This window comes from Corynebacterium kefirresidentii (assembly GCF_016599755.1).
Taxonomy (GTDB): domain Bacteria; phylum Actinomycetota; class Actinomycetes; order Mycobacteriales; family Mycobacteriaceae; genus Corynebacterium; species Corynebacterium kefirresidentii.
This window is the reverse complement of the sequence record NZ_CP067012.1, coordinates 226,230-251,370: the sequence shown is the minus strand read 5'-3', so window position 1 is coordinate 251,370 and position 25,141 is coordinate 226,230. Positions and strand designations below refer to the sequence as shown.

General features: G+C 58.2%; 26 protein-coding genes. 11 read left to right on the top strand and 15 right to left on the bottom strand.

Going from position 1 to position 25,141, the window contains the following annotated elements:
• Nucleotides 1-31 precede the first annotated feature (31 nt).
• The 3 genes from I6I12_RS01515 to I6I12_RS01505 are packed head-to-tail and all read right to left on the bottom strand — an operon-like array spanning nt 32 to nt 2,174.
• Nucleotides 32-1,003, bottom strand: a complete 972-nt coding sequence (locus I6I12_RS01515; protein WP_023020122.1) for a hypothetical protein — start codon at nt 1,001-1,003, stop codon at nt 32-34.
• Nucleotides 1,000-1,803, bottom strand: a complete 804-nt coding sequence (locus tag I6I12_RS01510) for an AAA family ATPase (RefSeq protein WP_023020123.1) — start codon at nt 1,801-1,803, stop codon at nt 1,000-1,002. The genes I6I12_RS01515 and I6I12_RS01510 overlap by 4 nt, the downstream gene beginning before the upstream one ends.
• Nucleotides 1,800-2,174, bottom strand: a complete 375-nt coding sequence (locus I6I12_RS01505) for a GntR family transcriptional regulator (RefSeq protein WP_023020124.1) — start codon at nt 2,172-2,174, stop codon at nt 1,800-1,802. The genes I6I12_RS01510 and I6I12_RS01505 overlap by 4 nt, the downstream gene beginning before the upstream one ends.
• A gap of 203 nt (nt 2,175-2,377) precedes the next feature.
• On the opposite strand from I6I12_RS01505, the gene I6I12_RS01500 reads away from it, so the two are divergent.
• Nucleotides 2,378-3,475, top strand: a complete 1,098-nt coding sequence (locus I6I12_RS01500) for an NYN domain-containing protein (RefSeq protein WP_023020125.1) — start codon at nt 2,378-2,380, stop codon at nt 3,473-3,475.
• Here the strand turns inward: I6I12_RS01500 and I6I12_RS01495 are convergent.
• Together I6I12_RS01495 and trxA are read right to left on the bottom strand one after the other, a co-directional pair.
• Entirely contained in the window at nt 3,472-4,209 is a 738-nt protein-coding gene (locus I6I12_RS01495) for a PspA/IM30 family protein (protein WP_086588336.1), read from the bottom strand. The genes I6I12_RS01500 and I6I12_RS01495 overlap by 4 nt on opposite strands.
• A gap of 84 nt (nt 4,210-4,293) precedes the next feature.
• Nucleotides 4,294-4,662: a thioredoxin gene (gene trxA, locus I6I12_RS01490; protein ID WP_005325956.1), complete on the bottom strand. Its 369-nt coding sequence runs from the start codon at nt 4,660-4,662 to the stop codon at nt 4,294-4,296.
• Between the two features lie 118 nt (nt 4,663-4,780).
• Between trxA and I6I12_RS01485 the strand changes: the two genes are divergently transcribed.
• The 4 genes from I6I12_RS01485 to I6I12_RS01470 are packed head-to-tail and all read left to right on the top strand — an operon-like array spanning nt 4,781 to nt 8,947.
• Nucleotides 4,781-4,981 (top strand): heavy-metal-associated domain-containing protein, encoded by a 201-nt coding sequence (locus I6I12_RS01485; protein WP_023020127.1) that lies wholly within the window; start codon nt 4,781-4,783, stop codon nt 4,979-4,981.
• Between the two features lie 8 nt (nt 4,982-4,989).
• Nucleotides 4,990-7,143, top strand: coding sequence for a heavy metal translocating P-type ATPase (locus tag I6I12_RS01480; RefSeq protein ID WP_200288523.1), 2,154 nt, complete (start codon nt 4,990-4,992; stop codon nt 7,141-7,143).
• 9 nt (nt 7,144-7,152) lie between these two features.
• The gene (locus I6I12_RS01475) at nt 7,153-8,454 is read left to right on the top strand and encodes an MFS transporter (RefSeq protein ID WP_200288522.1); all 1,302 of its coding nucleotides are present in this window, start codon (nt 7,153-7,155) and stop codon (nt 8,452-8,454) included.
• The gene (locus tag I6I12_RS01470; protein WP_408910188.1) at nt 8,444-8,947 is read left to right on the top strand and encodes a VanZ family protein; all 504 of its coding nucleotides are present in this window, start codon (nt 8,444-8,446) and stop codon (nt 8,945-8,947) included. Before I6I12_RS01475 ends, I6I12_RS01470 begins: the two co-directional genes overlap by 11 nt.
• Before the next feature lies 1 nt (nt 8,948).
• Here I6I12_RS01470 and dnaB read toward each other — a convergent pair whose 3' ends face one another.
• The 8 genes from dnaB to I6I12_RS01430 all read right to left on the bottom strand — a co-directional run bounded on the left by dnaB (nt 8,949) and on the right by I6I12_RS01430 (nt 16,640).
• A complete protein-coding gene (dnaB, locus tag I6I12_RS01465) occupies nt 8,949-10,379 on the bottom strand; it encodes a replicative DNA helicase (protein WP_023020131.1) in 1,431 nt (476 codons plus the stop codon).
• A 463-nt stretch (nt 10,380-10,842) separates the two neighbouring features.
• Nucleotides 10,843-11,295 carry a 50S ribosomal protein L9 gene (rplI, locus tag I6I12_RS01460; protein ID WP_023020132.1) on the bottom strand — a complete coding sequence of 151 codons (453 nt, stop codon included), beginning with the start codon at nt 11,293-11,295 and terminating at the stop codon, nt 10,843-10,845.
• A gap of 48 nt (nt 11,296-11,343) precedes the next feature.
• Entirely contained in the window at nt 11,344-11,892 is a 549-nt protein-coding gene (locus I6I12_RS01455) for a single-stranded DNA-binding protein (protein ID WP_200288521.1), read from the bottom strand.
• Nucleotides 11,893-11,941: 49 nt separating this feature from the next.
• Nucleotides 11,942-12,232, bottom strand: a complete 291-nt coding sequence (gene rpsF, locus I6I12_RS01450) for a 30S ribosomal protein S6 (RefSeq protein WP_023020134.1) — start codon at nt 12,230-12,232, stop codon at nt 11,942-11,944.
• 122 nt (nt 12,233-12,354) lie between these two features.
• Complete coding sequence (locus I6I12_RS01445; RefSeq protein WP_023020135.1) at nt 12,355-12,543, bottom strand: hypothetical protein; 189 nt, start codon at nt 12,541-12,543, stop codon at nt 12,355-12,357.
• Nucleotides 12,540-13,937 carry a glycosyltransferase family 87 protein gene (locus I6I12_RS01440; protein WP_200288520.1) on the bottom strand — a complete coding sequence of 466 codons (1,398 nt, stop codon included), beginning with the start codon at nt 13,935-13,937 and terminating at the stop codon, nt 12,540-12,542. Before I6I12_RS01440 ends, I6I12_RS01445 begins: the two co-directional genes overlap by 4 nt.
• 6 nt (nt 13,938-13,943) lie before the next feature.
• A complete protein-coding gene (locus I6I12_RS01435) occupies nt 13,944-16,187 on the bottom strand; it encodes a transglycosylase domain-containing protein (RefSeq protein WP_023020137.1) in 2,244 nt (747 codons plus the stop codon).
• 75 nt (nt 16,188-16,262) lie between these two features.
• Nucleotides 16,263-16,640: a DUF5318 family protein gene (locus I6I12_RS01430; protein WP_034655603.1), complete on the bottom strand. Its 378-nt coding sequence runs from the start codon at nt 16,638-16,640 to the stop codon at nt 16,263-16,265.
• Between the two features lie 118 nt (nt 16,641-16,758).
• Here I6I12_RS01430 and I6I12_RS01425 point away from each other — a divergent pair, with 118 nt between their 5' ends.
• The 6 genes from I6I12_RS01425 (at nt 16,759) to I6I12_RS01400 (ending at nt 22,576) form a co-directional block, all read left to right on the top strand.
• On the top strand, nt 16,759-17,847 hold the full coding sequence (locus I6I12_RS01425) for an inositol-3-phosphate synthase (RefSeq protein ID WP_023020139.1): 1,089 nt from the start codon (nt 16,759-16,761) through the stop codon (nt 17,845-17,847).
• 54 nt (nt 17,848-17,901) lie between these two features.
• The gene (locus I6I12_RS01420; RefSeq protein WP_023020140.1) at nt 17,902-18,402 is read left to right on the top strand and encodes a MarR family winged helix-turn-helix transcriptional regulator; all 501 of its coding nucleotides are present in this window, start codon (nt 17,902-17,904) and stop codon (nt 18,400-18,402) included.
• Between the two features lie 89 nt (nt 18,403-18,491).
• The gene (locus tag I6I12_RS01415) at nt 18,492-19,463 is read left to right on the top strand and encodes a universal stress protein (protein WP_023020141.1); all 972 of its coding nucleotides are present in this window, start codon (nt 18,492-18,494) and stop codon (nt 19,461-19,463) included.
• 9 nt (nt 19,464-19,472) lie between these two features.
• Nucleotides 19,473-19,955, top strand: coding sequence for a hypothetical protein (locus tag I6I12_RS01410; RefSeq protein ID WP_200288519.1), 483 nt, complete (start codon nt 19,473-19,475; stop codon nt 19,953-19,955).
• Nucleotides 19,956-19,973: 18 nt separating this feature from the next.
• Complete coding sequence (locus I6I12_RS01405) at nt 19,974-21,833, top strand: chorismate-binding protein (RefSeq protein WP_200288518.1); 1,860 nt, start codon at nt 19,974-19,976, stop codon at nt 21,831-21,833.
• On the top strand, nt 21,824-22,576 hold the full coding sequence (locus I6I12_RS01400; protein ID WP_234288149.1) for an aminotransferase class IV: 753 nt from the start codon (nt 21,824-21,826) through the stop codon (nt 22,574-22,576). The genes I6I12_RS01405 and I6I12_RS01400 overlap by 10 nt, the downstream gene beginning before the upstream one ends.
• Here the strand turns inward: I6I12_RS01400 and trhO are convergent.
• Together trhO and I6I12_RS01390 are read right to left on the bottom strand one after the other, a co-directional pair.
• Nucleotides 22,573-23,508, bottom strand: a complete 936-nt coding sequence (trhO, locus tag I6I12_RS01395) for an oxygen-dependent tRNA uridine(34) hydroxylase TrhO (protein ID WP_005326978.1) — start codon at nt 23,506-23,508, stop codon at nt 22,573-22,575. The two genes, I6I12_RS01400 and trhO, sit on opposite strands and share 4 nt — an antisense overlap.
• Before the next feature lie 112 nt (nt 23,509-23,620).
• Entirely contained in the window at nt 23,621-25,117 is a 1,497-nt protein-coding gene (locus I6I12_RS01390; RefSeq protein ID WP_200288516.1) for a DUF1846 domain-containing protein, read from the bottom strand.
• Nucleotides 25,118-25,141 lie beyond the last annotated feature (24 nt).

Sequence of the window (25,141 nt, the reverse complement as noted above, 5' to 3'; positions counted from 1 at the left end):
AATCCCCAGGACAATTACTATTTTGGGAGCTTTAAGATACGCCCATCCAACGACTCATTCCGCCGCCGTGAACATTCGCTCGGCGAATGTAGCTGGGGAGGGTCAATGCCCATACTGCATAGAAGGCCACCGCCAAGAAGAACTTGGCAATTGCGGGGATGGGGGTCTGGACGTAAATGACGACTATTCCGGCTATGAGGACCGCATAGAGGATGAATAGGTACCAGTTCTTCTTTCCCAGAAATTCCAGCGTGACCAAAACCGGGGCACAGGTCGCACTAAGCAATGCGATGGCCGTAACGAGTTCACTGTCATTCGTCAGTGCTGCGCTGATACTGATGGCTGCGAGGACAGGTATCAGGCCGAGCACTGCAGTATGCAGGGCCCAATCTCTACGACTTCCTCCCATAACCGTGTATTCGCGGAGGGATTTTCTTAAGCTGCCCAAGACCGCCCCGAGCAGCACAACAGTCAGTACCCAGATGAAGATGCCGAGGAATTCGAGCACTGAAGCCGCGTCCTCATACTGGTAGAGAACTAAGCCAATCATCTGCGCCAAACACGCCCCACACCAAGCTTTGGCCTGCGGGCGATAGATCGTTTGCCCGGCCAAGGTGCGGGGGAACCAACCAAATCCGCTCGAAGGTTGCACGCCAACAGTGGTGTACCCGGAGCGTTTCGGAGTGGCGCTGCGATACATGGCCCATAGCGTCGCGACTGCATAAACAGGCAATGCCCACCACAGCTGCACAGTGAGAGCGCCCACGGCTGCCGCTAGTGCGAGTAGCGCGACGAGAATGCGACGATGTTCGTTCCAGATTTTCGATCCCAAGCCCACTAGTTGATATTTCTGAAAGTCAGGCTGCAGGGAGAGCACGAGCCCCAAGGAAGCGATTACGGGGAGCACGCTCCATGTTCCCTCTGCCATGACTGGCATGACCAATAATGCGAACAGGAAAAAGGTCCAGAGCCACCAATCGCCTAGGTACCACAGTAGTTTCATGCTCTCTCCTCTAATGCCAGCACCGCACGCTCTAAAGAGACCTCATTGACACGCAGGCCGTTGGCCTGGGCAATGCGAAAAATGGGATCGGTCGAAGCGGAGCGGGCGTCGATAAGCACGCGATCCCCTAAGGACGTGGTTGTCCTAGTCAGCTCAGGAAGGCCCAGCTCCTCGGCCGCTGCGGTGAGAGACTCGGATGGACCAGTGAGCTCCAGAATCCCCTCGATGAAGTCATCGATTGGACCGGAAATTGGATTATCTCCCATGAGAGAAACGGTATCGAGAAGGCCCGCCACCTCATTGAGGTGATGGGTGGAAATGACCATGGTGCGGCCGTGTTCCTCTCGCAGCACCTGATAAAAGAGCTCCCGGCGCTGTGCATCGAGGCCGAGATAGGGTTCGTCGAGAAGCATGACTTCGCAGCCAGATGCAACGGCGAAGATGAAGCCCACCGCAGACTTTTGCCCGCGGGAAAGGGAAGAATAAGCCTTGGCCGGAACATCAAAGCGAACCAGCAGCTCATTAAACCGCTCATCGTCCCATCGCGGCCACCGTGCCTTTCCTATGACGCCCAGCTTTCCGATGCCCCAGGAATCCGGTAGCGGGTTATCAATCCCCATCAAAATGACTCGGTTGAGAACCGATTGATTATCAAAAGGGTTCTCCCCGAAGACCGTTATCCCGCCTGATTGGATTTGGCCGGCGATCTTGCGCAGGAGCGTGGTTTTGCCTATGCCGTTGGGGCCAACTAGGCCGTGCGTCAGGCCATCGGCAAAGGTGAAATCTCGTGTCTTAATCATGAGTACATTCCTCGGCTTTCTGCAACGCGATCAAATAGGTCATGGAGTTGGGCGCGGTGGTACCCCAGCCGCACAGCTTCATCCACAAGCGGGGCCATGTATTCCGCCGCAAAATCGGCCCTGCGGCGCTCGCGGATCTTCGCCAGGGCACCGTCTGCGACAAACATGCCGATGCCGCGACGCTTATCCAGCACACCAATATCCACTAGGAGGCTTATCCCCTTGCGAGCGGTGGCCGGGTTGATGTTGTGGAAGTCAGCAAGCTCATTAGTGGACGGAGCCCGGTCCCCCTCGCCCAGGGTTCCGTCCACAATGGCGTCTTCCACCAAGGAAGCAATCTGGCGGAAGAGTGGTTGGGTGGAATTATCCATTAACCCTCGGTTCGTTGGTTAGCTACTTGTGTAACCAACCATATCGGCAACAGTCCACCGCTGCAATACTTCCGTAGAGAAAACTTTTTTGCCCCTACTGCGCTGGGATTTTGTCCAAGGTTATCGACGTTTTGTGACTAATGGGGCACACTGGAAACCACAAAGAATTTTATTTAGAACAATTAGAACGGAACTTAGGAGCCATGCTTGAACGCACACTTGTCTTTGTCGATACCTCATACTTGCTCGCAAGCTTTTATAACTCATGGGACACCGGAGCTCGCGCGCAACTAGAAATCGATCTACCCGAGGTGGTCAGCACGATGGGCGGGATGATCGAGAACCAACTGGGAACCCCGATCCAACGCCAATACTGGTATGACGGCATTCCCGATACCGGCCCGCACCGCTACCAACGGGCGTTGCGCACCTGCGAAGGCGTACAACTACGCACTGGCCAGCTCATCGAGTGGGGTGAGCGCCGCACCCAAAAGGCCGTGGATACCCGGTTGGTGGCGGATATGGTCATCGCCGCCATGAAGGGTCAATTCACTGATTTTGTTCTCGTCAGCGGCGATGCAGACATGATTCCCGGTGCCCAGGCAGCCGTGGACAATGGCATCCGCGTGCATCTTTATGGATTTGGCTGGGACTCCATGTCCTCCGCCCTGCGCCATGCGTGCGATTCCACCACCATTTTGGACCCGCGCGAGGACTTCGCCGATGCTATGGAATTGCAGGTATTGGAAGGCCCGCTTCCGCCAGTGGTGCGCGAAAACGCGCACAAGGACAGCGAGGAAATGCCGGAGCCGGACGAATGCGGCGAGCCTTCGGAGGTGGAAGCAGCCTTCGGTGCTACCGAAAAGCCCACCCCGGCCCCAACGCCCAAGCCGGCTCCGCCCAAGGTGGATGCTGCAGAGGATTCCCCCGCCGAGGAGGACTCTCCCGCGGAAAAACCAGCACCAAAGCCATCCATGATGGCTCCTCGCCGCAAACTGCGCTCTAAATATGTTCCGCTGCCAGAAGAAGTGTGGAGCTCGGCTGGATTCCAGTCCCCCTTTGACGTGGGCCAGCAATACGCCTCGTGGTGGTTCGATAACGCTGCTAGCACCGAGCAGCGCGACCAGGCACACCTGCTTTCGGGCGGCGGGCTTCCCCCGGAGATCGACCGCCCATTACTGCAATTTGCCTGCGAAACCCTGCACGAATACACCCTGACCGAAACTCAGCGCGTGAACCTGCGCGATGGTTTCCACTCGGGGATTCGTGGGGTTTTAATTAACGTTCGCCGGCAGAATTAATCGCCGGACTCGAGCTCTTTCTTCTTCTTAATATCCGCCCGGATGGCATCAAGGCGCGCAGTCGCCTTCATGTCATTGCCGGCCGCTTTAATCTCACTAATGCGATCACCGCCGGTAGCATGCTGCAATTCTTGCGCGCCCAGGGCATCGGCGTAGCGCTTTTCAATCTTGGCGCGCACAGAATCAAGAGTAGGCACGGAATCATCCGGGTTTAGCTGATTCATGGATTCAATGGCCTGAGCGTTCTTTTCTTGCATCGCTGCTTGATCCGCTTGGGCCTCCAGCTGGCTAACCTGGGCTAGCTGCTCCTTCAAGCGCGCCTCAGACTGCTGCTGCTGGCTCTTGGCCTGCGCGGCAGCTTGCTCTGCGGCAGCGTACTGCTGCTTGACGTCTTCCAGTTCCTGCTCCACTGCAACCAGCTGAGAAGCAACAACTTCCGCAGCCTGGTTATATTCGGCAGCCTTTTGCGGATCCTCCGCCGCATCTGCCAGTTCCAATGCACGCTGGGTTTGAGATTGGTAGTCCTGCTGGGACTTCACCAGGCGGTCCATCTGCATTTCCAGCTGAGACTTATGGCCGATGATTTCTGCGGCGTGCTCAGAAATCTGCTGGTGCTGCTCCTTGGCTGCCTGAACAGCCTGCTGGATCTGCACCTTCGGATCAGCGTTCTCATCAATCTTCTGATCGAAGGAACTCATCATGTACTTCCAACCTTTGCTGAAAGGGTTAGCCATTATCTTCTCCTTTGGAAATAAAAAAGACGCTTTCTAGCGAGTTTAGCGATACTCACCAGAAAGCGCCGAGGAAGCTAGTAGGTATTAGCCCTGCGCATTTTGCTCTTCTACCTGGCGGCGGACCTCTGCCATGTCGAGTTCCTTAACCTGCTTGAGTAGGTCTTCCAATGCTGCAGGGGGCAGCGCGCCAGCCTCACGGAATACCAAGATGCCATCGCGGAAAATCATCAGCGTTGGAATGGACTGAATCTCCAGTGCGGATGCAAGGCCCTGGTTAGCCTCGGTATCCAGCTTGGCAAAGGTAGCATCCGTGTGCTCTTCGGAGGCCTTTTCAAAAACCGGCGCAAAGCGCTTGCACGGTCCGCACCAATCGGCCCAAGCGTCTACGAGCGTAATGCCTTCGCCGGTAACGGTTTCTTCAAAGTTTTCTTCGGTGACATCGATAGTAGCCATGCTTGATCTAACTCCTTTACGTATCGCTTTATTCCCCCAACGTACCTGAATCATCCTTGTCACATACCCCTAGGGGGTATAAAATCGGTACAGAAATCAACCCAAAGGAAGGATCATTATGAGCACCAAGAACTACACCGTAGAGGGCATGACCTGCGGACATTGCGAAATGTCAGTAAAGGAAGAAGTCGGCGAAATCTCCGGCGTTAGCGAAGTCACTGCAGACCACACCACCGGCGCGGTTACGGTTAGTGGCACCGATTTCACCGATGAACAGGTAGCGGCCGCTGTAACTGAGGCCGGCTACACGTTGAAGTAGGCACCGCCATGTCCCACTTGGACCTTGGCGTCACGGGCATGACGTGCACTTCCTGCTCCTCCCGCGTCGAGCGCAAACTCAACAAGCTTGACGGGGTAAGCGCCAGCGTCAACTTTGCCACCGAGGCAGCGGCCATCGAGTATGACTCCCAGACGGTTAGCCCGCAGGAGCTCATCTCGGTGGTTGAGGGCGCAGGTTACGGCGCTTTCGACATGGCCGAGACGAAGGCAGAGGATCCCCAGCCTAAGAAGGATGATGGCGACGCGTTGCTGCGCCGCACCATTGTCGCCGGAGCTTTATCGCTGCCGCTCATGGTGGTATCGATGTCGCCGGCCCTGCAATTTCCCAATTGGCAGTGGGCCTGCGCCATCATCGCTACCATCGTCTACATCTTTGGTGGCGCACCTTTCCACACCGCCACGTGGACGAACCTTAAGCACGGTTCTTTCACCATGGACACGCTCATCACCATGGGAACTTCGGCGGCCTACTTCTGGTCGCTGTGGGCGCTGTTTGTCGGCAACGCGGGCGAACCGGGCATGAAGATGCACATGTCGCTGGATGCAAACGCGGCACAAATGGACCACATCTATTTTGAATCCGTAGGCATGGTCATTACGTTCCTGCTGCTCGGCCGCTGGTTCGAGGCGCGGGCCAAAGGCCAGTCTTCGGAGGCGCTGCGGGAGCTGCTCTCCTTAGGAGCTAAGGAAGCCTCGGTACTTACCGCACAGGGCGAGCGGCGCATCCCTATTGCACAGCTGCAGGTAGGCGATGTCTTCGTAGTCCGCCCAGGCGAAAAGATCGCCACCGATGGCATCGTGAAGGCGGGCAACTCGGCCGTCGATACGTCCATGATTACCGGCGAGCCAGTACCCGTTGAGGTGAGTACCGGCGATGCGGTCACTGGTGCAACCATCAACGCTTCGGGCCGCATTGAGGTGCGAGCCACCAAGGTGGGCGAGGATACGGTACTGGCCCAGATGGCCCAGCTCGTCACAGATGCCCAAACCTCCAAGGCACCAGTGCAGCGCCTCGTGGACCGCATCGCGCAGGTCTTCGTCCCTGTGGTGATTGCGGTAGCTGCGCTTACGCTGATTGTTCACCTCTTCTTCGGCGGGATAGCCCCGGCCTTTATCGCCGCCGTATCCGTTCTCATTGTGGCCTGCCCATGCGCCATGGGCTTGGCGACGCCCACCGCTATCCTCGTCGGCACCGGCCGCGGGGCACAGCTCGGGCTTGTCATTAAGGGCCCGGAAATCTTGGAGTCTACGCGCCAAATCGACACCATTGTGATGGATAAAACCGGCACGGTCACGGCTGGAGAGATGTCCGTTACCGCCGTCCACGGTGACGTGCTCGAGCTGGCCGCGGCCGTCGAGCACAATTCCGAACACCCCATCGCCCGTGCCATTGCCCAGGAATGCAGCGTGGAACCGGCTACCGAATTCGCAGTAGTTCCAGGCGGCGTGGAAGGAACTGTAGAGGGGGTCCGAGTGGGCGTCGGCAAGCCGCAAGGCCCCTTGGGGGACTTAAAAGCACCATTCCGCGAGGCACAAGACTCTGGTGCCACGCCGGTGGTTGTCTCCGTGGACGGCCAACCTGCCGGAATCATTGAGGTCCGCGATACCATCAAGCCCAGCTCTGCCGCCGCAGTGGCACAGATGAAGGAACTTGGGCTTACCCCTTACCTGCTAACCGGTGATAACGCTGGAGCCGCCCACGCCGTGGCCGCCGAGGTAGGAATCGAGCACGTCAGAGCCGAAGTCCTCCCAGAAGACAAGGTAGATAGCATCAAGGAACTGCAACGCTCCGGGCATACCGTGGCGATGGTCGGCGACGGCATTAACGACGCCGCCGCCCTTGCCCAGGCGGACCTTGGGCTCGCCATGGGCGCGGGTACCGACGTGGCAATTGAAGCCTCTGATATCACCCTGATGAACGGCGATCTACGCTGCGCTGCTGATGCCATTCGGCTCTCGCGCCGCACGCTAGCAATTATCAAGGGCAACCTTTTCTGGGCCTTTGCCTATAACGTCATACTCATTCCTGTTGCCGCGCTTGGCCTGCTCAACCCATTATTTTCCGGCCTCGCGATGGCACTGAGCTCGGTTTTTGTGGTTACCAACTCACTACGCCTGAAAGGTTTTTCTGTTCAGCGATAGTATTATCGCATGCTCAGCCGCACCGAACGTCTCGATCGCCTTCCCGTCACCTCTAAGCACAAGCGCCTACTCTTAGGTTCCGGCCTTGGATGGGCGCTTGATGCTATGGATGTCGGGTTAATCTCCTTCATCATGGCCGCCCTTGCCGTTCACTGGGATCTAGGTGCCAGCCAGACCTCCTGGTTGGCCTCGGCAGGCTTCCTTGGCATGGCGCTCGGTGCAACCTTTGGCGGATTGCTGGCAGATAAATTCGGCCGCCGCAATGTCTTTTCTCTCACCTTGCTTATCTACGGCTTGGCAACAGGGGCATCCGCGCTAGCTGGGGGACTTACGGTTCTCATCTTCTTCCGATTCATCGTTGGGTTGGGCCTCGGAGCCGAGCTACCAGTTGCCTCCACGCTCATATCCGAATTCGCGCCTCGGCGGGTCCGCGGAAGGATGGTAGTCATTCTCGAGGCATTCTGGGCCTTGGGATGGATCCTTGCGGCCATCATCGGCACTTTCGTGGTGAGCACATCTGAATCCGGTTGGCGCTGGGCCCTGGCCCTTGGCATGCTGCCAGCCGCGTATTCAATCTATGTGCGCCGCGGTCTACCTGAATCTGTGCGTTTCCTTGAATCCAAGGGCCGCCATGATGAGGCCGAAGCTATCGTTGCCAGTTTCGAAGCCGCGGCGGAAAATCGCCCGGTGGACGATACCCTCCCAGACCCCGCACCTTCCCCCGCAGCGTCTATCTGGAGTCCGCAGCTACGAAGGAGGACCGCAGCGTTGTGGACCATTTGGTTCTGTGTAAACCTCTCCTACTATGGCGCCTTCATCTGGATTCCCTCTCTGCTAGTAGCCGACGGTTTCTCCCTAGTGAAGTCTTTTAGTTTTACCCTCATTATCACCCTTGCCCAGCTGCCTGGCTACGCGGTGGCAGCTTGGCTCATCGAGCTCTGGGGCAGGCGGGTAACCCTCGCGGTATTCCTGCTCGGCTCGGCAGCAGCAGCCGGCCTATATGGAGCAGCAGCTACGGAAGCATTGATCATCCTGGCTGGTTGTCTGCTCTCCTTCTTCAACCTCGGCGCCTGGGGAGCCCTCTATGCCATCGGTCCGGAGCTGTATCCCACTTCATTGCGAGGGCGTGGTACGGGAGCGGCAGCAGGCTTCGGTAGGCTAGCATCTATTGCGGCCCCACTAATCGTCCCGCCACTGCTTGCTGCGGGTGGGACGGCCTGGTTATTTATTGTATTCGCCGCAGCATTTGGCATTGCGGCTGCCGCCGCCTTCAGTCTGCCCGAGCAGAAAGGAATAGCGCTTGCTCAGTAGGCTCTCCCTCGCCGCGTGGACGGCCGTTATGGTCGCATTGACCACGCTCAAGCCTTTCTACCAAATCGGCTATTTGTGGAAACCGGAAAATCAGCGTGCGCGAGAACTGCGCTGGGTGCCGCTGGATGAATTCTCCGGCGGCAGCTGGTTTGGTCCGCTATTTGAGTACGCGGGAAACACGGCCTTCTTTATCCCGTTTGGAATGCTGGTGTTTAGTCTGTGCCGTTCCATTAAAACCACTGTGGCGTGGGGATTTGGCCTGAGCCTAGTGCTGGAGGTGTGCCAATATGCGTTTGCCCTTGGGCGAACGGATATTGATGACCTCATATTTAACACCGTGGGCGCACTCATCGGTGCGGCGTTCGCCCGCCTATGTGGCGAACGCTTCTTCCCCGTCTGGCGCTGGTTAGCGCTTGCCGCAGCTGCGGTTTTCCTGGTGTTGGTTATCCTCGGCCCACGATTGGGCGATCCCAATGCGGTGGTCGACCTGTAATTTATCCGTGGGCCATATTGACGAACTTGGAGTAGTGCAGCTGGTGTGCCACCTGCACGGTATCGATTGGACCGCCACGGTGCTTGGCTAGGATAATATCCGCCTCGCCGGCGCGCTCATTATCGCGATCCTGGGAGTCAGGACGGTACAGCAGCATGACCATATCGGCGTCCTGCTCCAAGGAGCCGGACTCACGGAGGTCAGCAAGCTGCGGCTTTTTATCAGTACGCGCCTCGGGTCCACGGTTCAGCTGCGAAATTGCGATGAGAGGAACCTCTAGCTCCTTGGCCAAAAGCTTGAGCTGGCGGGAGAATTCGGAAACCTCTTGCTGGCGGGACTCAACCTTTTTACCCGAAGACATCAGCTGCAGGTAGTCCAAGACGATCAAATCCAGCCCGTGCTGCTGCTTTAGGCGGCGAGCCTTGGAACGAATCTCCATCATCGTCAGGTTTGGAGAGTCATCAATAAACAGCGGGGCGTCTTGCACTCGGTTGAGGGTCTCATCAATTTTCGCCCAGTCCTCGGTGGAGACACGGCCGCCGCGCATATCGGCCAGCTTGACTTCTGATTCCGCCGAGAGCAGGCGCATGACAATCTCCGAGGCTGACATCTCGAGGGAGAAGATTACCGAGGACTTACCATGCTGCAAGGAGCAGGACCGCATGAAATCCATGGCTAGGGTCGATTTACCCACACCGGGACGAGCAGCGACGATGACCATCTGGCCCGCGTGGAGACCGTTAGTCAGCTTATCTAGATCGATAAAACCAGTTGGCACGCCTAGTTCCACACCGCCGGCTTGCTGCAGTGCTGCCAGCTCATCAATGGTGGGGTCAATGAGGTCACCCAAGACTCGGTAATCTTCCGCAGTTTTGCGCTGGGCGACGGCGAAGACTTCCTGCTGGGCGCGGTCCAGGACGGACTCGATCTCTGCATCCTCGGTGCCGGAAAATCCTAGCTGTACTACGCGGGTGCCGGCATCAACCAGCTTGCGCAACACGGCCTTCTCCGCCACGATCTCTGCGTAATAGCGGGCATTTGCCGCCGTCGGCACCGTGGCCAGCAGCGTGTGCAGATAGGGGGCGCCACCAACGCGTTCGAGGTTATTAAAGCGATCCAGCTGAGAGGCCAAAATGACAGCATCGACGTCTTTACCCTCAGAATAAAGGTCCAGCATGGCGCGGTAGATCAGGGTATGGGCCGGATAGTAAAAGTCCTCCGGTTCCAGTTCCTCAATGACTTCCATCACCGTATGGGGACTCAGCAGCATTGCGCCTAGGACGCCCTGCTCCGCCTCCCGGTCTGCGGGGGGCTGGCGGAATTCTCCATAGCGCTTTGGCTCTTCCTGCTGAAAGCGACGGCGTGGGGCCGGTTCCTCCTCGGGCGGCGGCTCCGGCGGCAGGTGTTCATCGTCAAAGCTGGCGTTGGTCATGTCTTCCCCCTTGTAGCTATTCGAGCGAGCGTAACGGAATTTCAGTTTAGTCTAGCGCCGGGACACTACCCCCTGGGTATAAAGCCGGAAGTTATCCACAGGATGGTGTGGAAATTGCTGGTCGCGGCATACTCGGGCCGCAATTGCCCTGCATATGCTTGTGGATAACTCAAAACCTCCATGACCTGCACACATCATATCCCCTGCTCACGACGGGTTTTCGCAGATGTGAAAAGTGGCACATTAACAGTGGATAAGGGCCCTGACCTGCGGGTTAATAAAGCAACCGAGGTGTAAACGCAAAGTTAATGAGCTGGAGAGTTATCCACAGATTTCCACAGTTATCCACAAGCCGGTGAAAACGCGCTAAAGGCCCCAAGAGCCTGCCACCTCACATAGCAGGAACTTGAGGCCTAAAGCGTTGCTGTTGTCTTTGGGTCTATATGGACCGTCGTGCGCCTAGTTAGGCAGCAACGACCGAGAAGTTCACCTTGCCGATAACATCAGCGTGCAGCTTCAGCTCGACCTGGTAGTTGCCGGTCTTCTTGACCAGGCCCTTTGGAAGCACAACAATGCGCTTATCCAGCTTTGGGCCACCGGCCTTGGAGACGGCGTTGACAATGTCTTCTGCTTTAACGGAACCGAAGAGCTTACCGGATTCGGAGGTCTTAACCTCTACCTTGACATCCGTCAGCTGCTCGAGCTGGTTGCGGACCTCACGTGCGTGATCCAGGTCGCGAATCTCGCGAGCTTCCTGGGCGCGCTTGATGCCCTCAATCTGCTTCTCTGCGCCGCGGGTAGCCACGATAGCCAGGCCGCGAGGAAGCAGGTAGTTACGTCCGTAGCCGTCCTTAACCTCAACAATTTCGCCAGCGGCGCCGAGGTTCTCAACGGCAGCGGTGAGGATCAGCTTCATGATCCCTGCCTTTCAATTGAGTTAGTTGAATAGTTGCGGGTGACAGACTTAGAACGGAGGTTCAGAATCAGCGCCTCCGAAACCACCAGCTGGTGGCGCGGAGTTCCACGGATCCTCAGAAGGAGCCTGGTTCTGCTGCTGCGGCTGCTGTTGCTGGGCGCCTCCAAAACCGCCCTGATTATTGTTATTCGAGCGCTGCTGGCCGCCGCTAAAGTTATTGCCGCCCTCACGTGGATTGCGGTTTACCTGTGCGGTGGCGTAGCGCAGAGACGGGCCGACTTCGTCGACGTCAATCTCGAATACGGTGCGGTTTTCACCCTCGCGGGTCTGGAAGGAACGCTGCTTCAAGCGTCCGGTAACGATGACGCGCATGCCCTTAGACAGGGTTTCGGCGACGTTTTCTGCCGCCTGACGCCATACGTTGCAGGTCAGGAACATAGCTTCGCCGTCTTCCCACTGGTTCGTCTGCGAGTTATAGCGACGAGGGGTGGAGGCGACGCGGAAGTTAGCTACTGCCGCACCCGCCGGGGTGAAGCGCAGCTCGGGGTCAGCAACGATGTTGCCTACCACCGTGATATTGGTATCTCCCTGTGCCATGTCTTTACTCCTTATCGGTTACGTGGATTGTGCTTGATCCCAGTATCCGTTACTTGCTGTCGGTGCGCAGAACCTTGGTACGCAGGATGGTGTCGTTCAGGTTCAGACGGCGGTCGAGCTCGGCAACCGAAGTGTGCTCGCACTCCAAGTTGACGACGGCATAAATGCCCTCTTCCTTCTTGTTGATGGGGTATGCAAGACGACGCTTGCCCCATACATCAAGGTTCTCAACCTTGCCGCCATCCTGGCGGACGATTTCGAGGAACTTATCCAGGGACGGGGTTACGGTGCGCTCATCCTGATTAGGATCCAGAATGATCATGACTTCGTAGTGACGCACGGACCTCATCACCTCCTATGGTCTAGTAGTTTTCGGCTGCATCACCTTTGCGGATGCAGCAGGAGGGTACGTTGCGTCAAGCAACCCCACTACAGTACCGCAAGTGACCGGCGAAAAGAAATCTAACCGGTGGTAGTTGCGGCGAAAAACACAGCGGCTGTCGCCGGAATGATGGTGAGGAAAAGGATAGCCAAGATCCCTAAAACGATGGGCCCGCGCCGATCCTCGCGGTTATGAAACAGCCAAAAGGCACCCATCACGCAGAGAAAGCCTAAGAAGATGGAGGCCATCCCGATATAGGTAACAATCATGCGAATGCTCCTGCCAAAGGATCACTGCTACCATGCGCATCGCGCACCTTATCCGTGACCTTCCCACACATCTGGCGAATGATAAATACAGCCATGGCGATAATGAGGGCATCGCGGGAAATAACGGCGACGTCGAGAAGCTCGTGCGGAATGCCCTTATTGTCCGTGCCCAGCATGTGCCACATCAATAGCGGCCATACCAGGGCGTCGACAAGCGCCCAGCTAAAGACCAGACGCCAGCGCGGCAACGCCAGAGCTGCGGGGACCACCAGCCACAGCGAATACTGCGGCGACCACACCTTGTTGACCAATAAAAAGGCAGCCACGATGAGGTAGACCAGCTCTGCCATGCGCGGGGTTCGCGCGCTGCGCAGACCCAGCACCGCAATTGCTGCGCAAAGAGCCAAAAAAGCCACCAAGCTGAAGGTATTGAGAAACTCTGGGCTAAAACTCATGCCGGTATTGCGGCTGAGCACTGAGTAGACGGTGGTCCACTCCGCACCGCGCTCTTGGTTGAGGCGGAAAAATTCTCGCCACGCATCCGGGTATTTCATTGCCACCGGCGCGTTGACCGCAATCCAAGCTACGGACGCGCCAAGTAAGGCTAGGAAAAATTGCGACCAACGGCGGTTGCGCACCGCCAAGACCAAGAATGCCCCCAAGATGAAGACCGGCCATAGCTTGAAAGAGGCGCCAAGGCCGATAAGGACACCTGCTACCACCGGCCGCTTGCGCGCGGCGGCCAGAAGCGCGCCTACGGCAAAGGCGATGGAGGGGATATCCCAGTTGCTAAAGGCGTGAATGATGATAAGGGGGCTGGCCGCTACGAGGATGGTGTCCCACGTGCGATTGCCTACCAACAGGTAGACCATATAAAGCACGCCGACCCAGATACAGGACATGACCAGGGCGGTGAGGCCGAAGTACCAACCGGCCTCCGGGATTCCGGCCCACTCCACAAGGGAATAGGTATTGCGGGCGATCCACCCCATCATTCCTTGGAATAAGCCCGCGAGGACCGGGTATTCCATATAGCGGGTCAGGTCGCCCTCCTGCCAAGAATAGGCATAGGGGAAGCCGCCTTCATCGAGGCCACGGCCGCCGTAGAGCGGGATGATGTCGTTATAGCAGAAAGAGGTGTACTGGCGGTTTGCTGCCCAATTCAAGCTAATAACCCCGTCATCACCGCGGGTACCGCCGGCACAATTGGCTTTGGAGAGGAATCCGCAAGCCAGAAATACCCAACCGACGGCGATGATGGCGCGCAGCGGGGTCCACCATTGAGTGGGTCGAACGCCGGCAAAACGGCCCATTGGCCCGCCGAGGAATTCAATTACTCCGCGGGCCAACGGCTCTGAGGAGACGGGAATGCGCTGGTGCGAATTCACTGTCACTGCCGCCTACCCTAGAAGGTCTGCCAGGTCGCTATTCGGACCAATGAGGTCATCTAAGGACGGAGCCTCTTGCTGGGCCGGTGCTTGGTTGTTGTTGCCATTGTTGCCATTGTTGCCACGGTTGCCACGCTGTGGACTTGGCGCTGGCTTCGGGCTCTCCGGCTTCTCTTGTGGCTGGACCGGCTTGGTCTCTTCTTCCGGCGCAGCCTGCTGCTCTGGAGCCTCGTAGTTTTGCGTATCGCCAGCGCCGCTATCCCAGCTCGGGTCATAGGCCGGGGCGGCCGTTCCGGCGCCCATATTGCCGAATCCCAGTGGATAGGCGGCCGGGAAGTTTTGGAATTCGGAGTTGGCCAGGGAGTTATCCAGCACGGCCTTCCAAATCTTGGTCGGCGCGCCCGCGCCGTACATGATGCCACCGTACTGATCGAAAATGGCGGAGGTGTTATCTGCGGTACCTACCCACACGGCAGTGGCCAGCTGCGGGGTGGCACCAACCATCCAGGCATCCTTGTTATTTCCGGTATCGCCCATCTGGGTCGTACCGGTCTTAGAGGCAGAAGCGCGGCCGCCCGCAAGGGCGCCATTGGACCACGCGGCTACCGGCTCCATGGCCTCGAGGACGTTATTGGCCACATTGGACGATACGCGGCGCTCGCCTTCATCTTCAGGGTGCTCGTACAGCACTTCGCCGGCGGCGTTTTCTACGCGCTGCACAAAGTGGGGATTATGCCACACACCCTGGTTAGCCAGGGTGGACATCGCGGTAGCCATATCGAGCGGGCGGGACTGGTACTGACCCAGGACGATGCCCTCGAATGGCTGCTTGCCCTTTTCCGTCAGCGTCTTCTCAATGCCCGGCAGGGACTTAGCCACACCCAGGGCATGCGCCATATCCGCGGTGTCCTGCGTACCGTTCTTCAGGTCCGCCTGCAGGCGCAGGAAGGAGGTATTCAGGGACTGCTTGGTAGCCTCGCGCAGGTTGCATACGCCGCAGCCACCGCCCACGTTGGTAACCACATCGGATCCCGGCAGCTGATAAGGAGCAGAAGAGTAATTAGTATCCAGGCTAATTCCCTGCTGCAGGGCAGCTGCTAGGGCCATGATCTTGAAAGTCGAACCGGTCTGCAGCGGGGAGTTGGCGTAATCCCAACCATTGGAATCGTGGCCACCGAAGTACCCGCGGACCGCACCGGTCTTTGGGTCGATGGTGACGGAAGCCGCACGTGCATCTTCCTGCAGGGGAGCCATCTGCTCATCGACTGCCTGGATGGTGTTGTTCTGCACGTTCATATCAATGGTGGTGGTAATGCGCAGACCACCGGTGGACACCTCGTTTTCGGTGATGCCTACCTCTTCCAGCTCACGGATGACCTGATCTTTGATGTGACCGTTGGCGCCCGGGGCCTCGGTATAAGCCGAGTACTCGGTTGGGTCGCGGGTCTCCGGGAAAGTCATCCCATCGCGCTGTTCTTGGGTGAGGTCACCCATGCCCACGAGGCCATCTAGGACGTAGTTCCAGCGGTCCTCGGAGCCCTCTTGGTTCACGCGGGGGTCGAGTCCGGACGGGGACTGGATGAGGCCGGCGAGCATGGCGCCTTCCTCCGGGGTGAGGTCCTTGGCGTCCTTATTAAAGTAGGCGTTGGATGCGGCCTGAATGCCGTAGGCATTGCGTCCGAAGTACACGGTGTTGAGGTAGGCGTTGAGAATATCCTTCTTTTCCCACTCATTGGTCATTTTCACCGAGTAGATAAGCTCGCGAATCTTGCGCACATAGGAGTACTCATTACCCACCAGCGTGTTCTTCACATACTGCTGGGTAATGGTGGAACCGCCACCAGCATCAGCGTTGCCGGTTACCTTACCCACCACGGCGCGGCCGAGGCCGGTGAAGGAGAAGCCGGAGTTATCCCAGAAATCGCGGTCCTCCGCGGCAAGCACGGAGTCCTGCACATAGTCCGGGATCTCATCCAGGTTTACGTGGGTACGGTTGCCTTCCGGCGGCACCAAACGGGCGAGCTGGGTCTGGTTATCGCCCGCGTAAATGGTGGAGACTTGGTTATTGGCCAGGTCCTTGGGCTCCGGAACGGTGTATTGCGAGTACGCATAGGCAAAAAGTCCTGCGGGCAATGCCACAAAGACCAGTAGGAACGCCAAAACGACCCACGGCCAGATGCGGCGTTTCTTCTTCGCCTGCTTTTTGCTGGGGCGAGCCACCTTAGTGGACTTGCCGGTAGATTCCTTCTCGGTCACTGATTCGTGTCCTCATTCATCCCTGATCACAAACTAAATAATTGCAGCTTACTGCCTAAGGCGGTGCGCCGGAAACTAACACGCGTTAAAAGCAGTAGCAGAACGCAACAAGTGGTTCCACCGGCACTGGCGACATACCTCCACCTCGTGCACCGTAAACTCCAAGCCCTCGGCTACAAATTCCGCTATTTCTTTATCACTACGGGCGCTCCCAGCACGCCGGCCGAGGTTCTCTCCATAGACCCAGCGGGTAAGCCGCAAAGGCTCGCCGCACACTGGGCATTCTTTATCCATGGTGCGCCCGTGGTGCTCAGCTGCGGCGCGCAGCAGAAAATCGGCATCGCATACCTCTTCCCGTGTGAGCTGCCCAGCGCGAAATTCGCGCAGATGGTGGGCGCGTTCCCACTCGTGGGAGAGCACATGCTTATAGGCAACGGAATTCACCCGGATCATCCTAATTACCTCTTCTTGATCGATCCACATGGTGTTATGCCACCGCAGGGCATAATTTTCGGCTTAGTCTTGCGCAGTCACTGACAACCACAATTCATGGATATAAAAGGAGTAAACCTTGTCCGAGAAGGTAAAGGTCGCCATCGTGGGCGTCGGCAATTGCGCCACGTCCCTCATTGAAGGCGTGGAGTTTTATCGCAACGCCGCTGCCGATGCAGATATTCCCGGTTTGATGCACACCCAGTTTGGCCCGTATCACGTCGGCGACGTGGAATTTGTTGCCGCTTTCGACGTGGATGCGGACAAAGTGGGCAAGGACCTTGCGGAGGCCACGCGCAGCTCCCGCAATTGCACCATTTCTATTACCGACGTCCCGAACCTGGGCGTTACCGTGCAGCGCGGGCCTACCCTGGATGGCTTGGGCCGTTACTACCAAGAGTCCATTGCGGAATCAGAAGCCCCGCTTGCCGACGTCCCCGCTGTCCTTCGCGAATCCGGCGCCGACGTCGTAGTTTCCTACCTGCCGGTGGGCTCCGAAGATGCGGATAAGTTCTACGCGCAAGCGGCCATCGATGCCGGTTGCGCCTTCGTCAATGCCCTGCCGGTCTTTATTGCCTCTGATCCAGAATGGGCGAAGAAGTTTGAAGACGCCGGGCTGCCCATTGTGGGCGATGATATTAAATCCCAGGTAGGTGCCACCATTACGCACCGCGTCATGGCAAAACTCTTCGAGGACCGCGGCGTGCGCTTGGAGCGCACCATGCAGCTCAATGTGGGCGGCAATATGGACTTTAAGAATATGCTCGAACGCGAGCGCCTCGAATCAAAGAAGATTTCCAAAACGCAGGCCGTCACCTCTAACCTGCACAACTCGCCTATCGCCGGCAAGCGCGAGGACCGCAATGTTCACATCGGCCCTTCGGATTATGTGGAATGGCTCGATGACCGCAAATGGGCCTATGTCCGTTTGGAAGGATCTGCCTTCGGCGAAGTCCCGCTGAACTTGGAGTACAAGCTGGAGGTCTGGGACTCACCTAACTCTGCCGGCATCATCATTGATGCTGTGCGCGCCGCCAAGATTGCCCTCGACCGCGGGGTTGCCGGCCCAGTACTGCCTGCCTCGTCCTACCTGATGAAGTCCCCGCCGGTGCAAAAGGCCGATGACGTGGCACGCGCCGAGCTGGAAGATTTTATTGCCGGAAGCTAACTTTTTAACTTCCAAACTACCGCGCAGAGAAAACGAGCTATACAATCGTTTTCTATGACGCAGCAACATGAGGAGAAGGGCCCCGCTCAATCCCCGTCTACATACGAGGATGCCGTCGAGGTCGCGCGTTCCATCCAACCGGCGCTCAATAAGCTCATCCTTATTTTCCAGCGCACGGCAGAGGGCTCTTCTTTGACCACCTCCCAGGTATCCATCATGAACCAGCTGCGTATGCGGGGTCCATCACGCGTATCCACCATCGCGCAGGCAGAGCTTATCCGCATGCCCACCGCCTCTAACGCGCTCTATCAGCTAGAGCGCCACGGCTACGTAGAACGCCACCGCGATGAGGAAGACCGCCGCGGTGTCCTGGTAGCGCTGACGCAATTGGGCGAATCTGAACTCGCCATCGTTTCACAGCAGCGCGCCTCGGCCTTGGCAGAAATCATGCGGTGGCTAGAGCCTGAAGATTTGGATACCGCGAATGAAGTAGCCACTGTCATCTCCAAGCTTGCAGATGTCTATCGCCCCACAATGAACGGCGAACAGCGCTAGTTTTGCCCGCGGTGATTTCATTTTTCTCCGGCTTAACGTGATAATTGAGGGAAGCGAAATAACCGTAATCGTTCACTAGTTCATATCGTATGGCAACTGATATTTCCGATGGGCATCTCCCAGCCTTGAGCAAAGGCTCGGCCGAAAAGCCACTTCGCATCCTTATTTCTTGGAGCCCCGCTTCCTCCGGCACCGAGGCACTCGAGTGTGCCGCGTGGCTTTCCCGTACCGCTGATATCCAGGTACGCGTCATCTCTACCGTATTCCAGCCGTGGACTACTACTTCCCTCAGCAAACTAGGCGGAAAATATAAAAAATGGTTTAAAGAACAAAAGGAGGCTTGTGCCGCCGCTACCCGTGCCGCCCTCGATGAGGCCGGCGTGCCGCGTAGCTGCTGGGATGAGAAACCCTCCCTATTGGTCGACGGCCCTTCGCGCCCCCAGCTGCTGACGGAAATGGCCAAGAAGTTCGAGGCAGACCTCATCATTTTGGGGCCCAACCAGGCCGCGCCCAAGGGGCGTTTCTTCGCCGGCTCTACGGCCGATACCTTGCTGCATTATTCTCCTCAACCATTGGGCTTGGTGCCTCGCAAGGTAAAGCTATCCAAGCACGGCGTCACCCGCTTTAACTTTGCCATTACTGAACGCAGCCCGCGCGAAGATCATGAGATGCTCGCCGCAGCCGAGCTTGCCAATCGCTGGAACCTGCCGCTGCGCCTGCTGGCTTTCTCGGCAAAGGGCTTGCTCAGTACCCCGTCGAAGGATAAGCACGATATGGCGCTCGAGCTGGCGGCGGAGTGGCTCGAGGATTCCCTTGCCATGCTGGATCGCGCCCGCGATTGCATCCAGGAGAAATTCCCAGAGCTGGATGTCACCTCTGAAATTGGTTCCGGTGCCGGCTGGGGCGGCGCAGTGGATTCGCTCAAGTGGAAAAAGGGCGATCTCATGCTTATGGCCTCCACCCCGCAAGGCCCCATCGCCCGCGTTTTCTTGGGTTCTACTGCCACGGAGCTGCTGCCGCATATTCGGGTGCCCATCTTGGTCCACCCAGCCTGCGGTTAGGATTGGGGTATGAGCCAGCGACCAGAGCATCCCGAAAACGATCTGACATCCGATGCTGACTATGCCAATCTGCGCCGCCCAGAACCGCAGAGTTTCGATGAGCTGGCCGATGAGCCGGATCCTTTAGAGATTGCCGCTGCTAACCGCCGCTCTACCCGGCAAGCCGTCTGGTACATGCTCGCAGTCCTTGTCATCTCCGCGCTCTATGGCTTCGCGGTCGCGCTCGCCGCTAGGCTTATGGGCGGTCCTTTATGCGAAGCTGGCACCGCTACGTGGCTCTGCACCGATGGGCAGCGCACCTTCTTTAGCCTGACCACCCCGATCATTCCCTTCTTCGGCATGATTGGCTGCGCCGTCATCATGGTGCGCAAGCTACACCGCTATCTGCGCTGGCGCAGTTGGATGGCCATTTTCTGGGTGATGGCCTGCAATTTCATGCTCTGGACCATTACCGATATCCAGCTATTTCTCATGGACTCGGCTGCCGCATAGAAAACTTCCCGCCTCCCGATGATCCTCCTGCTTGATAATTACGATTCTTATACCTTCAACCTGGCTCACCTCATTGCAGAGGTAGACGGCCGTCACCCACTCGTTATTGCTGCCGGCGAGGCAGAAGGACTGGCCGAGCGCGTCCGTGCCGGCGAATTTTCTCATGTGGTGATTTCTCCCGGTCCGGGCACGCCTGAGCGGGAGGAGGACTTCGGTGCTGCCCGAGCCATCATCACCGCCGCAGCAGCGGCCGAGATTCCGGTGCTGGGCGTATGCCTTGGCCACCAAGGGCTGGGCCTGTTGGCCGGCGCTCAGGTTTCTCGTTCGCCACAACCGCGCCACGGTTTTGTCTCCTCTATTAGCCACTCGGGCGAGGGTATTTTTGCCGGAATCCCGCAAAATTTCGAGGTAGTGCGCTACCACTCCTTGCAGATTGACGAGGTCCCCGGTGTCACCGTTCATGCCCGTAGCGAGGATGGCGTCATTCAAGCGCTCAAGGTCGATGGTTTGCCGCACTGGGGCGTACAATTCCACCCGGAGTCGGTGCTTACCCAGCACGGCCGGGATATTATACGCAACTTCCTGAGTGGGTTCCGCCTGCTCCACCGCGAGGTTCCCGGCGCGGTGGACTGCCCGCGGGTCTTTGCTACCCTGCGCGCCGAAGGAAAAGATGCCTTCTTCCTCGACTCCGCGGATCCGCGCGGGCGCTACTCCATCCTCGGAGATACTGCCGGCGCGTTGAGTCGTTCTTTCCGCTATCGGCTTGGTGACGCCCCCGATATCCTTGCCCTCTTGGACCGCGAGCTCGCTACCCGCGTCGCCAACGCTCCAGAACTTCCTTTCACCGGCGGGCTCATCGGCTACCTAGGCTATGAGTGCGCCCAGCTCACCCTGCCCATTGAGTTAAGCCACCGCTCCCCTTACCCAGATGCTTATTTTGTGCGGCCGCAGTCTTTTATGGTCTATGACCACCAGGAAGAAACAGCGCATCTGTGCTGCCTGGCTGGCGACGGCGCCGAGCAACTGCTGGACCGATTAGAAGCCGCCTTGAGTACGGATGAACCACAGGAGACTGGGGAGGGCCGCGGGGCGTCGCTAAGCGCAGGCGCCTGGCGCAGCCCCGGCTACCTGGAGCGGATTAAGCGCGCTCAGGAGTTCCTGCACGCCGGGGAGAGCTACGAAGTCTGCCTGACCGATACCTACTCGGCCGGGGCCGAGGGGGAGCTTTATTCCCAACTGCGCTCACACAATCCCGCTCCCTATGCCGCGCACCTCGTCTTCGATGGCGTGGAAGTCTGCAGCGCCTCGCCTGAGCGCTTCCTCACCGTGCGCGGCCGTGAAGTAGAGGCCAAGCCGATTAAGGGCACTATCTCCGCCGACCAGGATCCGGCGTTGCTGACCACGGACCCGAAGACGCGCGCCGAAAACCTCATGATCGTCGACCTGCTGCGCAATGACCTTTCCCGGGTATGCGAGCCCGGCAGCGTACGCGTACCGAAGCTGATGCAGGTAGAAAGCTATGCCACGGTTCATCAATTGGTGTCCACCATTACCGGAGCGCTGCGCGCCAATGCCACTGCGGTCGATGCCCTCCGCGCCACCTTTCCTCCCGGCTCGATGACGGGCGCGCCAAAGCTGCGCACCTGCGAAATCATCGATCAGCTCGAGACCGGCCCGCGCGGGGTCTACTCCGGCGTGGTGGGCTACTTGGGCTTTGATGGACAAGCCGATCTCAGCGTGGTCATCCGCACGGCCGTACGCGCGGGCGGCGAGGTCACTATCGGTGCCGGCGGGGCCATCGTCCTAGATTCGAATCCGGCCGCCGAGCTGGAAGAGCGCAACCTTAAGGCGCAGTCCGTATTAGGGGCATGGCAGTGAGTACCTATCTCTGGCACGAGGGCGGCTTTATTCCCAGCCAACCCCATCCCGGTCCCTTTGACGTTGCGGATTCTTGGCGGATGCTTGGCGACGCCCACTCAAGCGCCCTTCGCCTTCACCTCCGGCGCTTCGAGTCGGTGGCGGGGCCGCTTCCCGCTGGGTTCGTGCCTGCGATGCTACAGCGCTTCGCCCCCGGCGATCTTTTTCCCCGCATCTCGCTAGCCGCAGGACAACTGCGCCTCGATATTCGCCCCGCACCCCCTGCACGCCCAGTCACCCGGCTAACCTATGCGCAGGCACCCGACCCGCGCTCGCAGCCTTTGGTCAAGGGCCCCGATTTCCCGGCACTGGCACGCTACCGCGCCGAATACCAGGACGACGGTGCCGATGACACCGTCATTGTGGATTCCTCCGGTGCCATGGTGGAGACCACCACCGGCGCGCTCGTCGCCTGGGAGGAGGAGACGCTTATTCTCTCCACCGGGACGGCGCTGCCCAGCATCACGCTGCACCAGGTCACCCAGCGCGCCGCGGCCCTAGGCAGACGGACCGAAACACGCCCGCTCACCCTGGAGCTCGCCACCGAATGCCCCCTGTGGTTCCTCAACTCGCTGCACGGCATCAGCCCGGTGACCGAACTATACACACCTACCGGCATCGTCTATCCGCCCTGCAACCCGCACACCGCCACGTGGCAACAGTGGTGGTGGGACTCCTTCCACAAGGAAACGGCGCGCGACTAGCTCTCCTGCTTGGCTAGCTGCGCTGCCACCTCGGCGCAATCTGGCCGGCCGCAGTGCTGCGTTTCTACATGTTGGATGCAGTCATCACAGATGAGCACCTGCTGGCGACAGGTATCTTCATTGATGCAATTGTGGAAGGTATTCGTGCCTTTGCCACAGTGCACGCAATGGCCCAGCTGGATAAAGCCTGGGTCTTGGAGCCCTTGGCCAAACTCGTGATGCATGCGCTTATCAAAGACATACATTGAGCCTTCCCACAGGCCATCATTGCCGTACTTTTCGCCATAGCGCACGATGCCGCCATCGATCTGGTAGACCTCTTTGAAACCACGATTCTTCATCAACGAAGACAGGATTTCGCAGCGAATACCGCCGGTGCAGTAAGACACCACCGGCTTATCCTTCATCCAGTCATACTTGCCGGACTCGATTTCCTCGATGAAGTCATGCGTGGTTTTCACATCGGGCACGACGGCATTTTTAAACTTGCCAATCTCTGCCTCCATGGCGTTGCGCCCATCAAAGAAGACGACTTCCTCGCCACGTTCTTCTACCAGCTTATTAACCTCTTCTGGCTTTAGGTGCACGCCGCCACCGACGACACCATTTTCATCCACCTTCAGCTCGCCCGGCGCGCCAAAGGCCACGATTTCATCGCGCACCTTGACCGAAAGGCGTGGGAAGTCATCCGCTCCGCCCTCGGACCACTTGAACTGCATGCGCTTAAAGCCTGGGTATTCCTTGGTCTGGCGAACGTAGCGCTTGCAGGCTTCCATATCGCCGCCAACGGTGCCGTTGATGCCATGCTCGCTGATAAGGATGCGCCCCTTGAGCCCCAGGGACTCGCACAGGGTGCGTTGCCACAGCATGATTGCGGTGGGATCTTCGATGGGGGTAAAGCAGTAATACAGGAGAACTTTGCCAATAGTCACGCCCCAATCTTAGGCCCGCAGCTGGGTAGATCCCCAATCTTGTAGTTGTTCTTTATAAGACTGCGGCCCCTCCAGCACGGGCTGAAAGGGCCGCCCTTCTAATAGGCAGAACCTAGCGCTTCTGGTACAGCGCTTTCTTGCGGGCAAAGACGGGATCAGAGGTCACGAGCACGCCCAAATTGCGGAAGATTCCCTCATCCACCGAACCCAGGATGGTGGTGGTGTGAACGTCGCACCCGGCAAGCTCCTTGATCTGTTCCAGCGCCTTTCGGGCATTGTCATCCTTAGCTGCAGACACGGACAGGGCGATGAGCACCTCGTCGGTATGCAGGCGTGGATTCTTGGAACCCAGGTGCTTGGTCTTAAGCGTTTGAATCGGCTCGATGGATTCGGGCGAAAGCAGATGGATATCGTCATCGATGCCCGCCAGGTGCTTCAGCGCGTTGAGCAGCATCGCCGCCGAGCAGCCCAGCAGAGGCGCGGTGCGGCCGGTGATCATGGTGTCGTCGTGCAGCTGCATAGCAGAGGCAGGCTCGCCGGTTTCTTCCGCACGTTGGCGCGCGGGCGCCACCACGGGGCGATCTTCGACCTTGATGCCGGCCTTAGCCATGATGACCGCGGCACGCTCAGATTGTTCGGTACCCAAGCCAGCGCGGGCCTCTTCCACCTGAGCCTTAAAGTAGCGGCGGATGATTTCTTGCTGGGCGGCGGCGCGGCACACGGCGTCATCAGTAATGCAGAACCCAGCCATGTTCACGCCCATGTCCGTGGGAGACTCATACGGGGTGGTGCCGGTGAGCTTTTCCAACAAGGTGCGCAGCAGCGGGAATGCTTCCACATCACGGTTATAGTTCACGGTGGATTCACCGTGGGCGGACAGATGGAAGTGGTCAATAATATTGGAATCGTTGAGGTCCACCGTGGCGGCCTCATAGGCCAAGTTCACGGGGTGTTCAAGGGGGAGATTCCAGATAGGGAAAGTTTCAAACTTAGCGTAGCCAGCATTATTGCCGCGCTGGTGCTCGTGGTAAACCTGCGAGAGCGCAGTGGCCAGCTTGCCGGAGCCAGGGCCCGGCGCGGTGACAACGACAAGATCGCGGGAGGTTTCCGCAAACTCATTGCGGCCAAAACCCTCTTCGGACACGATTAGGTCCGTATTGGTGGGGTACCCAGGGATAACGCGGTGTCGGGCCACCTTGAGGCCAAGGCGCTCTGCCTTTTCGATGAAGGCCTCGGCTTGGGAGTTTCCCTCCTCCAGCTGGGTCATGACGATGTTTTCCACCAAGAATCCGCGGCTGCGGAATACATCTACAAGGCGCAGCAGGTCATCTTCGTAGAGGATGCCTAGGTCGGCGCGCACCTTCTGGCGGGAGATGTCCTTGGCATTGATGCAAATGAGGATTTCTACGTCCTCTTTGATGCGCTCCAGCATCGCGATTTTATTGTCCGGGGTGAAACCCGGCAGCACGCGGGAGGCGTGCATATCGTCAAAAAGTTTGCCGCCCATCTCCAAATAGAGTTTGCCGCCGATTTCCTCGCGGCGGGCGTGAATGTGCTTTGACTGCAGCTCGATATATTTCTCGCGGTCAAAGCCGATTTTGTGCGTCATGATTTGAAAGCCTTCCCCTGAGTT

Bases quoted from the DNA above. Each gene is read 5' to 3' on its own strand.
- I6I12_RS01515 (WP_023020122.1), bottom strand. From the start codon at position 1,003: ATGAAACTACTGTGGTACCTAGGCGATTGGTGGCTCTGGACCTTTTTC.
- I6I12_RS01510 (WP_023020123.1), bottom strand. From the start codon at position 1,803: ATGATTAAGACACGAGATTTCACCTTTGCCGATGGCCTGACGCACGGC.
- I6I12_RS01505 (WP_023020124.1), bottom strand. From the start codon at position 2,174: ATGGATAATTCCACCCAACCACTCTTCCGCCAGATTGCTTCCTTGGTG.
- I6I12_RS01500 (WP_023020125.1), top strand. From the start codon at position 2,378: ATGCTTGAACGCACACTTGTCTTTGTCGATACCTCATACTTGCTCGCA.
- I6I12_RS01495 (WP_086588336.1), bottom strand. From the start codon at position 4,209: ATGGCTAACCCTTTCAGCAAAGGTTGGAAGTACATGATGAGTTCCTTC.
- trxA (WP_005325956.1), bottom strand. From the start codon at position 4,662: ATGGCTACTATCGATGTCACCGAAGAAAACTTTGAAGAAACCGTTACC.
- I6I12_RS01485 (WP_023020127.1), top strand. From the start codon at position 4,781: ATGAGCACCAAGAACTACACCGTAGAGGGCATGACCTGCGGACATTGC.
- I6I12_RS01480 (WP_200288523.1), top strand. From the start codon at position 4,990: ATGTCCCACTTGGACCTTGGCGTCACGGGCATGACGTGCACTTCCTGC.
- I6I12_RS01475 (WP_200288522.1), top strand. From the start codon at position 7,153: ATGCTCAGCCGCACCGAACGTCTCGATCGCCTTCCCGTCACCTCTAAG.
- dnaB (WP_023020131.1), bottom strand. From the start codon at position 10,379: ATGACCAACGCCAGCTTTGACGATGAACACCTGCCGCCGGAGCCGCCG.
- rplI (WP_023020132.1), bottom strand. From the start codon at position 11,295: ATGAAGCTGATCCTCACCGCTGCCGTTGAGAACCTCGGCGCCGCTGGC.
- I6I12_RS01455 (WP_200288521.1), bottom strand. From the start codon at position 11,892: ATGGCACAGGGAGATACCAATATCACGGTGGTAGGCAACATCGTTGCT.
- I6I12_RS01445 (WP_023020135.1), bottom strand. From the start codon at position 12,543: ATGATTGTTACCTATATCGGGATGGCCTCCATCTTCTTAGGCTTTCTC.
- I6I12_RS01430 (WP_034655603.1), bottom strand. From the start codon at position 16,640: ATGATCCGGGTGAATTCCGTTGCCTATAAGCATGTGCTCTCCCACGAG.
- I6I12_RS01420 (WP_023020140.1), top strand. From the start codon at position 17,902: ATGACGCAGCAACATGAGGAGAAGGGCCCCGCTCAATCCCCGTCTACA.
- I6I12_RS01415 (WP_023020141.1), top strand. From the start codon at position 18,492: ATGGCAACTGATATTTCCGATGGGCATCTCCCAGCCTTGAGCAAAGGC.
- I6I12_RS01410 (WP_200288519.1), top strand. From the start codon at position 19,473: ATGAGCCAGCGACCAGAGCATCCCGAAAACGATCTGACATCCGATGCT.
- I6I12_RS01405 (WP_200288518.1), top strand. From the start codon at position 19,974: ATGATCCTCCTGCTTGATAATTACGATTCTTATACCTTCAACCTGGCT.
- I6I12_RS01400 (WP_234288149.1), top strand. From the start codon at position 21,824: ATGGCAGTGAGTACCTATCTCTGGCACGAGGGCGGCTTTATTCCCAGC.
- I6I12_RS01390 (WP_200288516.1), bottom strand. From the start codon at position 25,117: ATGACGCACAAAATCGGCTTTGACCGCGAGAAATATATCGAGCTGCAG.